The sequence below is a fragment of the Nocardioides sp. JCM 18999 genome, assembly GCF_055391175.1.
Genome location: NZ_AP043887.1, coordinates 1,812,966 through 1,828,059, shown reverse-complemented (window position 1 = coordinate 1,828,059; position 15,094 = coordinate 1,812,966). Strand labels below are relative to the sequence as shown.

The following is a 15,094-nucleotide window of genomic DNA, read 5'->3' as shown; positions in this document are numbered from 1 at the left end:
CGAGGCCGAGGCGTCCGAGGGGGACCCATGCCAGTCCTGCAGCACACCGTGTCGGTCGACCCTTCGATCGGTCCCGACTTCCAGGCGTTCGCCAGCGTCGAGTCGTGGCAGGTCAGCGATGCTGGTGCTGGACTCGTCCGTTCCCTGGGCAGTCCCACCGCGGTGCCGCTGAGCATCGTCGATGAGGCCTACAGCGGCGACTTCCCTGACGCCACCTTCCTCGGCGGCGCGGACGGACTGGGCTGGCAGTACCTGGCAGGCGCCATCAAGGACGCGGCGCTCGAGGCGCTCACCGCTCGGGTCCTGCTCTCGTGTCGCTCCGGCAGTGGTCAGCTCGCAGCCACGACCGAGGTCGCCGCACTGGTCCTGCCTGCCCGTCCGGCCCTGCTGCCCGGGCAGCCCGAGGGTCGACGGCCCGAGCTGCTGGCGTTCGGTGCGTCCGAGCCCGCGATGACCAAGGCCGACGCCTCCGGGTCCGCGAAGTCCCAGCGTGCTTCTGGGCTCTTCTTCGTCGAGGCCGCGCTCGCCACCAGCGAGCTTTCAGGACTTGCCCCGGAACAGGCCTCGCTCCGCTTGCAGATGCTCTGCCTCGCGACCGTCCTGGACGACGGCAGGCCGCGCATGCAGCTCCCGGACGCCGAGACCCTGGGGCGGATCGCCGGCGAGACGAAGGAGGCGCTCGCCTGGGTGCGGAAGTTCTGGCCGAAGCTCACCGACATCGCGGTGGCCTTCGCCGCACCGACCGCCCTCAAGGTCGCGGGCACCCTCGGCGTCACCGGGGGTGAGGGGGACGTGGTCGCGAAGGACTTCGCGCCCCTCCGCGTCGTCGCCGAGTGGTCCGATGCCGACGGCGCGGCCGTTGTCCGGACCCGCGCCTTCGACGAGTCCGTCGAGGTCGCCGATGACAAGGTCGCGTTCGACCTGATCGCGGACGATGCTCCGGTCTTCCGTCAGAACGTCGCTGGCCCGGTCAGGGTCAGTGTCCGCGGGCTCACCGGCTCCACCCTCTTCGCCAAGACCTACCGCAGTGACGACGAGAACCTGGCCAACCTCGAGCTCGCCGTCCCGCGCCAGCAGGCTGGTGGCCTCGAGCCGCCGCCGCAGCCCGTCACCGACCGCAACCTGCGGTTGCGCGGTCGGGTCCTCACGCTCGGCACGACCTGCCCGTCGACCAAGGTCACGGTGCTGATCAGCGCGAAGGCCGACGAGGAGTCCGACTGGCGCGTGGTCGGTGCAGCCACCGCCGACGCGGGCGGCAACTTCACCATGCCTTACCCGTTCGGCACGTTCGTCGCGGCCAAGGCGACCTGCTCGCTGGCTCCGGCCGAGGAGGCGGAGATCCCGATCGTCGCCGCGTCCGGCGACGTGACCATCTCGACCGACTTCCTGTGGCTCGCGATCCGCGACCCGCAGGTGCCGGACAAGCCCTGCGGTGGGCAGGCGGACGGCAGCTGTGCCTGCGGAAGCGGACCCGGCCCGAGTCGGGTCCCGGACTTCTCCGAGGTGATCGGCAACGACGACTACAGCCAGGACCTGGGAACGGGCTGTGTCAACCTCTCCAAGCCCAACCGGACCATCAACGAGTTCCGCTACCAGGCGATCGTGCGCACCTCCGACCCCGACGTCGCCACCTATGGTCTCGAACGTCACGAGCTGCCCCTGGACGCGGTCGACCCGAGGCTGACGGAGCAGGTCAAGGCGGCTGCCGAAGCCTTCCGGCTCCAGGTCATCACGGTCCGGGACGTCTTCGATCCGACGCTCAGCGCGCCGTCGTCCCACACCCGCGCCTGGCTGGACCGGATCTATGACCACGTCGTCGACGCGAAGCGAGAGATCAATGCCTCGGCCGGTGTGATCCTGGACGGCCTCGCTGCCGCCCGGTCACACCTGGAAGCGGTCGCGGGTCTGGTCGACGCAGCCCAGGCTCAACGGGTGGTCGACGACATGGGGACGTACTCCGGCTTGGACGGGGTGAAGACCGGCGCACTCACTCTCAAGACCTTGCTGACGACCGCCGTCGACGCGGCCGGAACCTCGGTCCGCTACGAGCTGCAACGTGCCACCGGCGTACGCGAGCGGCCGACGGTCTCGCTGGCCGACCCGATCGACTGGCAGGGTGCGCCGGAGTCCGTGCCCCTTCCCTCCGGCGGTGGAGCGCTGGTCCCGCGGCTGCACGTGCGGGGGACGGCCCATCCCGCGAAGCATCCTTGGGTGAGCAAGCTCCAGGCCCAGGAAGCCGACGGTGACCTGCCCGAGCCGGCCTCGACCGAGTTCTCCCAGGCGGTCAGCGTCGCGACCGGCCACATCCTGCACTACAAGGTCCTCTTCAAGGCCGACGGATACTCCCTGGGCGACCTGGTCTACTCGCTGCCCCTGGCACCTGGGCAGAAGAAGGAGATCGTCGTCTTCGACGCCGCGCAGTCGCTGCTCGGCACCGAGCAGCAGCAGCTCTCCCAGGCCGAGCGCCTTGCCGCAGGGCTGATCGACGAGCGCGACATCACCAGCCAGCTCGGCGGCGGGATCGCGGAGTCGCTCAGCGGCCGGTCCAACGCGCACACCTCCGGCGTCAGCGCCGGCGGCGGCCTCGCGGCCGGCGGCTCCATGGGCGCCTTCTCGGCGGGCGGCGTGATCGGCGTGGCAGGCGGCACCGCCGACTCCAGCTCCAGCGCGAGCCAGAGCGGCAGTCGCGACGTCGCCCAGTTCTTCGGCGAGCGCCTGCGGCAGTCGATCATGCAGAACGCCGAGGGCTACCGGCAGCTCAACGCCTCGATGGTCACCACCGTCCAACAGGGGCAGCAGTACGGCGTCACCAGCGAGGTCGTCGCCAACCACAACCACTGCCACTCGATGACGATGATGTACTTCGAGGTCCTGCGGCACTTCGCGATCTTCCAGGAGCTCAGCTCCGTGGAGGAGTGCGTCTTCGTCCCGCTCACGCTGGCTCGGTTCTCGGTGGAGAACATCGCCGCCTGGCGTGACGTCCTCGCGCCGGCGCTCAAGCCGGTGCCGTCCTCGACGTACCTCAAGCCGCGCGTCCTGCTGCCGTTCGCGCCGCCCCAGCACCCGCTGCTGCCCGCCTTCGACGCGATCAAGCGGATCACCACGCACTACGCGAACGTCGACTTCCCCGAGGGCAGCTACGACGAGGAGCGGATCCGGTTCATGAAGGGGAGCCTGCGCCTGCGGGTCAACCTGCCGCGTCCCAAGACCCGCTACGACCGGATCCTCAGCCTGCCCGTGGTGCTCAAGGAGGTGCAGACCGACCAGGTCGACCTGCAGGGCTCGGCGAAGAGGTTCGTCACCGACTCGGTCCTCGCCGGCATCACCGGAGGCCTGTCGATGCTGTTCACCGGCGCCCCCGGGACGAACGTTCAGTACAAGACCGCCATGGTCGAGACCAAGGCACAGATCTTCGACGCCTTCATGAGCATGGACGCCAACTTCCAGCACGTGCCGCCTCGCCAGTGCATCCGGGTCAAGCGCTTCACCCCGGAGACGATCCAGTTCACCGTGCCCTGGATGACCTCGCCCGTCTCGGTGGTGGTCTCCGGCGAGGACTTCTTCGGCGAGGGCGACGTCGACCGGGCTCAGTGGAAGCTCTACGCCCGCTTGCTCGGGTACGTCGACGACTCCGCCGGTCTCGGCGTCTACAAGATGCTCGACTACTACTTCAAGGACCGGCTCATCTCGGAGTGGGACTCGATCTTCAACAACGACATCGCCCCGCTGATCTTCGACAAGCTGGTGGAGGGCCTGCGGCTGAGCGAGTTCGCGCTCGACGTCACCGCCAACGGCCGCTACACGGGCGGCGAGCGGCTGATGTCGGTCAACCTGACCGGACGGACGAGCCGCACCCGCGCCGAGCTGCCCGAGGTCATCTGGCTCACCGAGTCCAGCCCCACGATCCGCGACCTCAAGCCCTACGTCACCGCCGTCATCGACGACCTGCGGATGACGTACGCGACCGAGCACTACAACGGCACCCTGTACGCGGGCTCCATCGGCAACGACCTGCTGGACGGCGTCGAGCTCTACATCCCGATCAGCGCCGACGAGAAGCGGAACCCGCGCCGCGAGGACCGCTACCTCGCGGCGGCGCTGGTCGAGCACCTCAACACCAACCTCGAGCACTACAACAAGGTGCTCTGGGCCAACCTCGACCCGGACCGCCGGTTCATGCTCCTCGACGGGTTCGACATCCAGACCTACAAGTCCGACGGCACCGTGCCGGCCGGGGGTGCCGGGATGCGCAGCCTGGCCTCGGTGGTCAAGAACGAGGTCGTCGGAATCGCTGGAAACTCGCTCGTCATGCCGGTCGCCCCGGGCTATCGGGTCAGCCAGTCGCTCGTCACCGTCGAGGAGGATGGCGACGAGGTCGCCGGCCTCTTCGAGCACTACCAGCCCCTCACGCCGGTCGACCCCTACCGGGTCAGTGTCCCGACGCGGGGCGTGTACGCCGAGGCGGTCCTCGGCCAGTGCGACTCCTGCGAGAAGATCGAGCCCGACAAGGCTCAGGACTGGACGGTCTTCACGACCGACGAGCCGACCCCGATCCAGCAGGTCCCCCTCGCCGTACCCGACGTGCAGGACTGGAAGGCGACGTGGCAGCAGCTCGCCGCGCCGCTGGTCAACGTGCAGACCGCCCCCGGCCTGCCCGCGCCGGCGGCTGGCCTGGCGGGACTCGGTGAGCTGCTCGGCCAAGGTGACGCGTTCCGCGACGTCACCGGGCTGGCGGCCAACCAGAACAACGCGCTGCAGACCTATCTCTCCAACCAGGCCAACGCGAAGGCGTTCGCCGAGATGGCCACGGAGATGGCCAAGCAGTCGCACAACACCAGCAACAGCGACAAGATCATGGGCAGCATCGAGCAGGCACGGTCCTCGGGGGCGCTCTCCGACACCGACGCCAACGCGTTGGTCAAGCAGCACCTCCAGGAGCAGATCGACGGCGGTGCGACCCAGAAGGCGGCCAGCGACCTCACCGCGAAGCAGACGGCAACACCGCTCAGCGACGCTGCGGTGAAGGCCGCCGCCTCCGGCAAGGAGGTCAAGGCGACCCGCACCGACGGCGAGGGCAACGCCGAGTCGCTCTCGATCAGCAGCGGGGGAGCCGGCGACGTGCTGGCGCAGGTCACCGGCGTGCCCAAGCTCAAGCAGGCCTCCTCGATGGCGTGCTGGGCGACCGTCGCCGCCATGCTCGTCGGCTGGAAGAAGGGCACGCCGGTCACGCCCGAGGAGGCCGTCCTCAAGGCCGGGGAGAAGTACGCCGCGATCCTCGCCGCCAACACCGGCCTGGCTGCCGCGGACAAGGACGACTTCGTGCTGCGGATGCACATGGTGGCGGAGCCGCTGGCCAGCTACACGCTCGCGAAGTGGGTCGACTTCGTGAAGCGGTACGGCCCGGTCTGGGTCACCACCGACGCTGCCCCCGACCAACGGTTCTCACCGCACGCCCGGGTGCTCGTCAAGGTCACCGGCAAGGACGTCGACGACCTCAACGCGGTCTTCACCTTCATCAATCCGTCCACCGGACTGGAGGAGTCGGAGTCGTTCGCCGACTTCCTCAAGGCTTACGAACAGATGGCGACCGACAACAGGTCGGCCACGATGATGCCGCAGATCGTGCACTTCGCCGAGAGCCTCGAGGGCGGGGTGGAGGGCTTCCAGGTGGAGGGGCCGTTCAACATCAACGAGCCGGTCCACGAGCTCATCACCATGGCCGCCCTCCAGCGATCGACCGTCGCCGTACCCGCGACGACGAAGGTCGGAACGGACCTGGCCGTCAACGAGTTCCTCCGCGGTGTGCTCTTCAACGACGACCCGGCGCTGCTCATGTTCGACGAGAACCGGACGACGAACTGGGACTTCTCCTCCGGGCTGATGTGGTTCTCCCGGTTCAAGTCAGCTGAAGGGTCCTCGACCGTCGACCTGAAGAACATCATCGGGCGCTCCCACTTCTTCGACCTGCAGTTCCTGCACGGGATGGCCCCGAAGGCCGGGGAGGAGCCCGGGGACACGCTCGCCAAGATCATGCTCTGGTGCGAGGTGATGTACCGACTGTCGGTCGGCGACGGGATCTCCGGCACCGACGCCGTCGGGACAGCGGCTCCGAGCACGACCTACACCGACTCCGGCGGCACCGTGCACACCTACACGATGGGCACCTTCTTCACCGGCGCGTCCGAGCCGAAGGGGACCGCCACCTTCGCCCAGCTCTTCGGCAACGGGACGAAGTTCCCCGGCTTCGACGTGAAGCGCCGGGCGATCGGCTCCGTGCTGCACCTGGCGCAGGACTCGTTCGCCCGCGGCCACGTGAAGCGCACCCTCTCCAACCCCGGTGACCTGGTCACCCCGGGCGTGATCGACCTCTTCAAGCCCGGCACCTTCGGTCATTGGACCGACGTGGAGAACTTCCACGACTACCGCAGTCAGAACCATGCCGATCACGACAAGTACGACAAGGTCGCGACCCGGCCGGATCCGGCCGTCATCGACACCTTCAACGCGATCCTGGGCGCACGGGACGCGGTGGCGGCGTCGACGGCGATCCTCAACCACTGGCACGCCGGCGATTCGTGGGCGACCGCGAAGCCGACGGTCGCCGGGCTCTTCAAGCTCTCAGCCGGCGCGACCCCGGCCGACGGGTCGGTGTAGCACTCGCTGGGGGAGTGTCTTGGCGACCGACTCAGGCGGAGGCGCGGACGCCCTCTCGAGCTGCGGCCAGCGCGGCGCGGAGGGGGCTCAGGGACTCCTGGATCTTGTCGCTCACGAGACGCTCATCGAGGAACGCCGCCTCAACGGCGAGGTCCTCAAGGTCGATGATCGACTTCGTCAGGACTGCGACGAACCGCGCCTGGGCTGCCTGTGCGAACTCGGGGGAGTTCGTCGAAAACTGCTGGATACTCATAGTCATTCCTTCGTGATCGGGGTGGACACTCCCTCGCAAGCTGGGACAAGGCCCGGCGGGCCATGCGTCTCCGCGGCCCTCGCGATCCAGCACCGTCTCTGCAGTTCAGGCTGCGGACAGGTGGTCGAGTGTCATTGGCTCAACAGTGCCTATCGGCTGTTCATTCCCGAGGCTGAGCGAATACGCGCTGCGGGGTCCGCGCCAGGATGATCGAGGGCACCGGGGCCTTGTTCATCGCCTCGCACACCGCCAGTGCGTACTCGAGCCTGCCGGTCGCCTCGTCCTCAGGATCTCGGGCCCTAGAATCCGGCGCGTGAGCGACCTCAACGAATCAGCGACCATCACGATCGCAGCGCCAGCATCGACGATCTTCTCGATCGTGGCTGATCCGCGCCAACACTCCCGCATCGATGGGTCAGGGAACGTGGTCGGCACCATCGACGGCCCCGACAGCTTGGTGCTCGGCTCCGAGTTCGGCATGACCATGCGGATGGGGGCGTCGTACCGGACGAAGAACACGGTCGTGGAGTTCGAGCAGGACCGGTTGATCGCCTGGCGGCACCGAGGGGTCCACCGGTGGCGTTATCGCCTCACGCCGAATTCGGATGGCACCACCGACGTCACCGAGACCTGGGACCTGTCGCGCTACGGGAAGGTCGGCCGCAGGACGCTGCACGCCCTGTTCGGCAAGAAGACGGGGCGTGCCATCAAGGCGACGCTGGTGAACCTGAAGGATGCCGCGGAAGCGGACGCAACAGGGCTTTAGGTCGATCCCCGACTCGGCTGACCTGCGGAGGAACGCCATTCCGCAGGTCCCAGGCCTGTGCGTGACGGGCTGGCCTGTAAGCCGGGCTGATGGCCTCCACCACTGATCGGCCCGGCCGCCGCGATGCGCGCGCTTGCCGAATCCGCGCCACTTCACTACGAAGCTATTGCCATGCGCGACCGGTAAATGTCGTGAACTGGCTCGAGGCTCAGGGTGATCCTGGTGGGCCGTGCAGCACCCTCGGCGTGTACTCGACCAGCTGTATCCGGCCGTCGAAGGTGCGACTGTCGGTCATGTCGAGGCCGACGTCGGGATAGTCGTTGTAGATCCGCTCCGCCCCCGTCGCCCCGGTGATCACGGGGAAGATGACCACGCGGAACCGATCGACGAGGCCGGCCTCGAGGAGAGACCGGCTCAACGACAGGCTGCCGATGGTGCGCATGGACCTGGTGCCGGTCTCCTTCATCGTCCGCACAGCCGCGACGGCGTCGCCTGCGACCAAGGTCGAGTTCGACCACTCCAGGGGTTGAGTCAACGTGCTGGAGAAGACGATCTTGGACAACGCTCCCAACATGTCCGTCCCCGGTTCGCCACCCTTCGCGAAGCCGTGCATGAGGCGGTACGTGTTCGCGCCCATGAGCACCAGGTAGTCCTTCTCGGGGCTCTCGCCGAGCCAGGAGAGGTACTCCGGTCCCTCCAGGCCCCACCAGCCGGGCCAGCCTTCAGCGGATGCGTACCCATCGAGGGAGGTGATGAAGTCGACGACCAGTTCAGGCATGACACTCCTCAGTCCGTGGACCGTCCATTCTCCACCTGATGCCGCCGCGCGTCCCGGGCGAATGCGATGGTCGGGCTGACTGTTGGGTTGGCCACGTGCTGTAGCTAGCTCTGTCGTCCGGGCAAGGTGACCCAACGGGTGAGTCCCTCAAAAGTTGACCCTTTACTGGCCACTTTCAGACCGAATCACTCGTCATCGGTCGGGTATGATCGTCAAAGAGAGAAACAGCCGTTTCCCCTCAAAAATAAGGGCAAACGGTGATTCGACCGTGCTTCTCGGTACTCGCTGAAACCCCCAAAATTCCTCCAGGCGGTCAGGGGTTCGAGTCCCCTCACCTCCACACGTTGGAAGAAGCCGCAGGGCAGAGGTCACTAGCTTCTGATCTGCTCGTTTGGTTCAGGGCAAGCGCCTGGGGTCCGCACGAGACGAATGAGGAAGCCCTGTGCTCAACACGGGTAACCGCTATTGGGGTCGGCCGCCTGTGGGGGCGCGGCTTTCCTTCGACACGGACTCATTCGATGCTGGCTCCCGGTTGACGCGGTGATGTGGCCTGGGTCACGCTGGGTAGGCCAGGCTCAGGAGCGCGCCATCGGCGCAACCCTCGGCACGGTCCGCTGAGCCCCACACTCGGCGGTCTCTCGGGCTGGGTGGATCGCTGATGCAGGTACTCCGGAACGTCCTCCGCGGCATGGCCGCGCTCACGCTCGCGATCAGCGGAGGGCTGTTCCTCCAGGTCGCCGCTCCGGCCCCGTCGCTCGCGGCCGACGTCCCGTGGACCTGCGGTGATGCGGCGTACCTGTTCCAGTCGCCGAACAACACTGCGGCGCCCCACCTGGTGCAATCGGTCAACCTGCTCACCGGTGAGTCGACCAATGTCGGCACCACCGCCAACCTGGTCAACGCCGTCGCCTACAACCCGCTCGACAACTACATGTACGCCTGGAACCTGCAGACCGACACCCTCAACCGGATCAGCTCCGACCTCTCGCTGATCAACCTCGGCGTCCCAGCCGCGACCCCGACCGCGTTCCGTGGGATCGACTACAACGTCGGTGAGATCGACGACTCGGGTCGGCTCTGGATCATGGATAACCAGACCGGGCGCTGGCTCGAGATCGACGTCAACCCGGCCTCGCCGACGTACACCCGAACGCTGGCCTCCGGGATCACTCCCGCGCCCGCGAACCTGATCCTTCCGGGGGACTGGGCGTTCGTGAACGGAGTCCTCTACGGCGTCGCCCCGACCTCTGCGGGAACGGGTGCTGCCCGACTGGTGTCGTTCAACCTGACCACGCACACCTTCACCAACCTGGGCATCCTCGCCGGCACGGTGTCGGGCTCGACCTTCGGCGCGATCTACAGCGACGGCACCTACCTCTACGTCTCGCGCAACCAGGGCGGCAACATCTACCGGATCGACCCCGCCACGCTCGAAACCATCCAGCTCGCCGTCGGCGTCGCCGCCACCTCCAATGACGGGGCGCGCTGCCGCTCCGCGATCATCCCGACGGTGACGGTCCGCAAGCTGGTCGGCGGCCGGCTGGTCCCGGCCGACCAGTTCCACGTCGCGCTCCGCGACGGCACCGGTACGACCGTCACCGACGTGACCACCACCGGCACGCAGACCAGCGTCACGTCGACGGCCTACCCGGTCGAGCGCGGCGCGACGTACCTGATCACCGACGAGCTGGCCGCCGGCTCGACCTCGCTCGGCACCGACTACACCGGCGCCCTGTCCTGCACCGTCGACGGGACCCCGGCCGCGGAGCGGTCGTCGGGGATCAACGTCTGGAGCCTCCCGATCGGCGTGGGGAACGACTACGTCTGCACCGTCACCAACACCCCCGACGCGGCGAATCCTGCCCTCACGTTGGCCAAGTCGGTGGCCCCGTCGGACGCCGCGTCGTTCACCGTCGGACGCACGCTCACTTACTCCTTCGTCGTCACCAACGCTGGGAACGTCCCCGTCACGAACCTGGCGATCACCGAGGTCGCCTTCTCCGGCACCGGCACCCTCGGCGCCGCCTCGTGCCCGGTCACCACCCTCGCGGCGCGCGCTCAGACCACCTGCACCGCGACCTATGTCGTCACCCAGGCCGACGTCGACGCAGGAGTCCTGACCAACACCGCCCGGGCGACGGGCAGCGACCCCGGCGGTGACCCGGTCGACTCCAACGACGACAGCACCGAGATCCCGAGCGACCCGGCCCCTGAGCTCACCCTGGACAAGTCGGCCACACCAGCCGTCGCGATCCAAGCCGGGCAGCAGATCACGTACACGTTCGTCGTCACCAACACCGGCAACGTCACGATCAGCGGGCTCGCCATCGCCGAGGACTCCTTCACCGGGTCCGGGACGATCGGTACCCCCAGCTGCGACCGCACCACCCTGATCGCCGGGCAGCAGGCCACCTGCACCGCGACGTACGCCGTCACCCAGGCCGACCTCGACGCCGGTGACCCGCTGGCCAACACCGCCACCGCGAGCGGCACCGATCCCGGCGGCGGCCCGGTCGACTCCCCGCCCGACGACGCCGTCGTCGACGTCGTGCAGAGCCCGCACCTGACCCTGATCAAGAACGCCGACCCGACCACGGTGTCGGCGGCAGGGGACCAGGTCACCTACACCTTCGCCGTCACCAACGACGGCAACATCACGCTGGACAGCCTGTCGATCGAGGAGGACTCCTTCTCCGGATCGGGGACCCATCCCGTGGTGTCGTGCCCGGTCCTCTCCCTCGCCCCGACGGAGTCGACCACCTGCCAGGGTCTCTACGCCGTCACCCAGGCCGACATCGACGCCGGCCAGATCACCAACGCCGCGCACGCGCAAGGGCGCCGACCGGACAACAACGACGCGGTCCTCAGCAACACCGACGACGCTCTCGTCGGCGTCGTTCCGGTGCAGTCGCTGACCCTGGTCAAGACCGCCGACCCGACGACGGTCAGCTCCGCCGGCGGCACGATCAGCTATAGCTTCCTGGTCACCAACGGAGGCAACCAGACCGTGACAGGACTGGCGATCACTGAGCTGAGCTTCACCGGGACAGGGGCCACGCCCGTCGCGACCTGCCCGGTGACCACCCTCGCCGCCGGCGCCAACACCACCTGCACAGCGTCGTACACGGTCACCCAGGCCGACATCGACTCCGGCCGGATCGACAACATCGCCCAGGCCGGTGGCACCAACCCCGCCGGGGGCGACGTCGTCTCCAACGAGGACGACGCGACCGTGACCGCCCCGGAGAACGCCGTGCTCACCCTGACCAAGACCGCCACCCCGACCAGCGTCACCGCGGCAGGCGACACCGTCACCTACACCTACACCGTGACCAACGGCGGCAACGTCACCATCGACGACCTCACGATCGCGGAGGACTCCTTCACCGGCACCGGCACCCTGGCGACGGCCGTCTGCGCGGCGACCACCCTCGCGCCCGAGGCATCAACGACCTGCACGGCGACCTACACCGTCACCACGGCCGACATCACGGCCGGTGAGATCACGAACGTCGGGCACGCCACCGGTGACGACCCGGGCGGCAACCCGGTGGTCTCTCCACCCGACGACGCCGTGGTCGACACCCCGGGCTCGCCAGCGATCACGGTCGCCAAGTCCGCTCAACCCCAGGTGGTCAGCGCGGTCGGGGACGTCGTGACCTACACCTTCCATGTAGTCAACACGGGCACGACCGAACTCGCTGACGTGACGGTCGAGGAGGGCGCCTTCAACGGGTCCGGCCAGCTCTCGGCGATCACCTGCCCCCAGACGTCACTCGCCCAGGGCGCGGCGATGAACTGCACCGCGACGTACGCCGTGACCTCGGCCGACCTGTTGCTGCCCCGGCTGACCAACACCGCCACGGCCACGGGCACGCCGCCGAGCGGCCCACCGACCCGCTCCGATCCGTCGACCGCCAATGTCGCCCCGACGACACTGACCCCACCGGTCCCGGAGCCCCTCACCGGGGACACCGGCGCCGGTAACGGCTCGGACGACCTCGGTGGCACCGGCTCACCGCTCAGCGCGTGGACCGCGCCGTTGGCGCTCCTGCTGCTCATCACGGGAGGCGCCCTGATCCACAGCGGTCACCGAGGGACTCCAAGGAACGCGTCCGGAAAGCATCGTGGAGAGCGCCACTGAAAATCTAACCCCACGCACCGCGAACGGTGCGTGGGCCGAGTCTCCAGCCTTTCGGGGGACGATCGAAGGCACTGGGCCACGGACGTGGTCGACGGCGCGCCAGGCTCATCGCACCCTTGAGCTGTGCTGGCTGGCGTCAAGCGCCAACCTCGTCCTCGACACTCGTGGCGTCCTGCGCCGTTCGCTCGGGACGATCACACACTGATCTGCAGCTCAGCACTTCGGGCGGAGGGCTCTCAGAGCCGAGTACTGGGTCTTTCGATGCCGCTCCGTGGTGGTCATCGCCGAGGCTTGGCGGGTTCTCTTGCGGACTAGGTGCGGACTAAACTCCGTTGAAAATGGCATATCCGCAGGTCACAGGCTTGTGCGTGACGGGCTGGCCCGTAAGCCGGGTTTTGTCCTCCCCGCCGAAGCGGAGATGGGCGATCATCCATCTCGGACCGCCGTTGCCGGCGGCCTCCAGCAACCTACCCGTGCTCTCAGCGGGCCGCTTCGATGAGCACTGTCTGGTCTTGCTCCGGGTGGGGTTTACCTAGCCGGCCCAGTCACCTGGGCCGCTGGTGAGCTCTTACCTCACCGTTTCACCCTTACCTCGCCGACGAATCGGTGAGGCGGTCTGTTCTCTGTGGCACTGTCCCGCGAGTTACCCCGGATGGCGGTTAGCCATCACCCTGCCCTGTGGAGCCCGGACTTTCCTCGACACCCACCCGAGGGTGAGTGACGCGATCGCCCGGCCAGCCCGTCACGCATCGCCACCGTAGTGGACGGCGACGTGGGGGAGAAGTCGCGGGTGGATAGGTCGGCTAACCAGCCGTGACATTGCCGGAGGGCGGGGTGATGGTGGAAGTCCGAAACCATCTTGGGAGAACAGAATGGAAACCAATCGACAGTTCAAACGAAAGTCCCGGGTGACAGGCGCCGTGGCGGCGCTCGCGCTTGCCGGAGCCGCACTCACTCCGCTCCTCACGCCGGATCCCGCATCCGCAGGCAAGGCCTACCCACCCAGCCCCGAACCCACGACCCTCGCCAGCGGGCTGATCAGCCCGCTCACCGCCGCGATCGACAGCGACGGGACGGCGTACGTCACCCAGAACTTCGCCAGCTCGTTGGTCAAGATCCGGAAGGGCAAGGCCCCGAAGGTGATCTACACCGCCGAGGGCGGCAACGAGGTCGGGGCCGTGTCGGTCCGCAACGGCCGCATCGTCTTCTCCGAGACCGCCGGCGGCGAGGCCGGGCCGACCGACTCCTGGATCAAGACGATCACCCGGTCCGGCAAGGTCAAGACCCTGGCCAACGTCCGAGCCTTCGAGAACAAGAAGAACCCCGACTCGGTGATCACCTACGGACTCCGTGACATCTCCGATGAGTGCGCAGCCCAGTGGCCCGCCGACCAGTTCGGCCCGCCGACGTACACCGGTCTGCCCGACTCGCACCCCTACGCCACGCTTCAGACCAAGCGCGGCGGGATCCTGATCGCTGACGCCGGCATGAACGCTGTCCTGTCGCTCTCGCGGCACGGGCGACTCCGCACCGTCGCCGTCACCCCGCCCGCGCCTGCGCTGATCACGGCCGAGCTCGCTGCAGGGATGGGCCTGCCCGACTGTGTCGTCGGTCAGACGTACTACGGCGAGTCGGTGCCCACCGACGTCGCGCTCGGCAAGCACGGGCGGCTCTACGTGACCACCGAAGGCGGTGGCCTGGGGGAGCAGATGCCGCTCGGTGCCGTCCACAAGATCTCCTGGTGGGGTGGCGTGCAGACCGTGACCGAGGGCCTGTTCGCGCCGGTCGGGATCGCCGCCTCTCCGCGTGGTGACCTGTACGTCTCGCAGCTCTTCGGCGGCTCGATCGTGAAGATCAAGCGCGGCACGAGCACCGCGGTGCCGTTCGTCGAGGTGAACATGCCGGCCGCTCTGGAGTGGAGCAGGAACCACCTGTACGCGACCGTCGACGCGCTCATCGGGCCCGACGAGGAGAACCCTGACACGCCTCCGGGAGGACGTCTGGTCCGTTACTGATCGCCACGACACAGGGGTGAGCTCCGCGAGGGGTTCACCCCTGTTCCGTCCCCCGCGGCCGCACGGACACGGGATACTGGGCGGCGTGCGAGATGGACGGTTCGCCTGGATCGGCGTGTGGCTGAGTGTGTCGCTCCTCGGTGGACTCGAGTCGTGGCTGACCGACGCGATCGGTGAAACCCGGGCCGTCGGCGTCTTCGGCGTGGGTGGGATCGTGATCGGCTGGCTCTGGTACCAGGCCTACCCGCGCCCTCTGGCGGACCGGCTCCTCCTGTTCGCGGGCTTTTTCGCCTTGGGAACGGCTCTCGCGTTCATCCCCGGCGGTGAGTTCGAGGGCGAGATGTCGCCGCGCGGGATGATCTACCTTGGCATCCTCGCGGGCCTTGTCTACAACGAGCAGCGGTTGAACTCTGACTGCACGTGGAGCCAGCAGGGGCGAACGGCGATGTCGACCCGCCGGAGCAGCAAGGAACTGCGCTGACGG

Annotated in this window: 7 protein-coding genes and 1 other RNA gene; 5 read left to right on the top strand and 3 right to left on the bottom strand. The window is 68.0% G+C overall.

Going from position 1 to position 15,094, the window contains the following annotated elements; genetic code table 11:
- Positions 1-27: 27 nt before the first annotated feature.
- The gene (locus ACZ5J1_RS08835) at positions 28-6,654 is read left to right on the top strand and encodes a papain-like cysteine protease family protein (RefSeq protein ID WP_464564459.1); all 6,627 of its coding nucleotides are present in this window, start codon (positions 28-30) and stop codon (positions 6,652-6,654) included.
- Positions 6,655-6,685: 31 nt separating this feature from the next.
- On the opposite strand, the gene ACZ5J1_RS08830 is transcribed toward ACZ5J1_RS08835, so the two are convergent.
- On the bottom strand, positions 6,686-6,907 hold the full coding sequence (locus ACZ5J1_RS08830; RefSeq protein WP_464564458.1) for a hypothetical protein: 222 nt from the start codon (positions 6,905-6,907) through the stop codon (positions 6,686-6,688).
- A gap of 313 nt (positions 6,908-7,220) precedes the next feature.
- Here ACZ5J1_RS08830 and ACZ5J1_RS08825 point away from each other — a divergent pair, with 313 nt between their 5' ends.
- Positions 7,221-7,673, top strand: coding sequence for an SRPBCC family protein (locus tag ACZ5J1_RS08825; protein ID WP_464564457.1), 453 nt, complete (start codon positions 7,221-7,223; stop codon positions 7,671-7,673).
- Between the two features lie 208 nt (positions 7,674-7,881).
- On the opposite strand, the gene ACZ5J1_RS08820 is transcribed toward ACZ5J1_RS08825, so the two are convergent.
- On the bottom strand, positions 7,882-8,451 hold the full coding sequence (locus ACZ5J1_RS08820; RefSeq protein WP_464564455.1) for a dihydrofolate reductase family protein: 570 nt from the start codon (positions 8,449-8,451) through the stop codon (positions 7,882-7,884).
- 658 nt (positions 8,452-9,109) lie between these two features.
- On the opposite strand from ACZ5J1_RS08820, the gene ACZ5J1_RS08815 reads away from it, so the two are divergent.
- Entirely contained in the window at positions 9,110-12,595 is a 3,486-nt protein-coding gene (locus ACZ5J1_RS08815) for a DUF7507 domain-containing protein (RefSeq protein ID WP_464564453.1), read from the top strand.
- Between the two features lie 368 nt (positions 12,596-12,963).
- On the opposite strand, the gene rnpB is transcribed toward ACZ5J1_RS08815, so the two are convergent.
- Positions 12,964-13,337: RNase P RNA component class A (gene rnpB, locus ACZ5J1_RS08810), an RNA gene on the bottom strand.
- Positions 13,338-13,503: 166 nt separating this feature from the next.
- Here rnpB and ACZ5J1_RS08805 point away from each other — a divergent pair.
- On the top strand, positions 13,504-14,610 hold the full coding sequence (locus tag ACZ5J1_RS08805) for a ScyD/ScyE family protein (protein ID WP_464564451.1): 1,107 nt from the start codon (positions 13,504-13,506) through the stop codon (positions 14,608-14,610).
- An 85-nt stretch (positions 14,611-14,695) separates the two neighbouring features.
- Entirely contained in the window at positions 14,696-15,091 is a 396-nt protein-coding gene (locus ACZ5J1_RS08800) for a hypothetical protein (protein WP_464564449.1), read from the top strand.
- The last annotated feature ends 3 nt before the right edge of the window (positions 15,092-15,094 follow it).

Bases quoted from the DNA above. Each gene is read 5' to 3' on its own strand.
- ACZ5J1_RS08815 (WP_464564453.1), top strand. From the start codon at position 9,110: ATGCAGGTACTCCGGAACGTCCTCCGCGGCATGGCCGCGCTCACGCTC.
- ACZ5J1_RS08820 (WP_464564455.1), bottom strand. From the start codon at position 8,451: ATGCCTGAACTGGTCGTCGACTTCATCACCTCCCTCGATGGGTACGCA.
- ACZ5J1_RS08830 (WP_464564458.1), bottom strand. From the start codon at position 6,907: ATGAGTATCCAGCAGTTTTCGACGAACTCCCCCGAGTTCGCACAGGCA.
- ACZ5J1_RS08835 (WP_464564459.1), top strand. From the start codon at position 28: ATGCCAGTCCTGCAGCACACCGTGTCGGTCGACCCTTCGATCGGTCCC.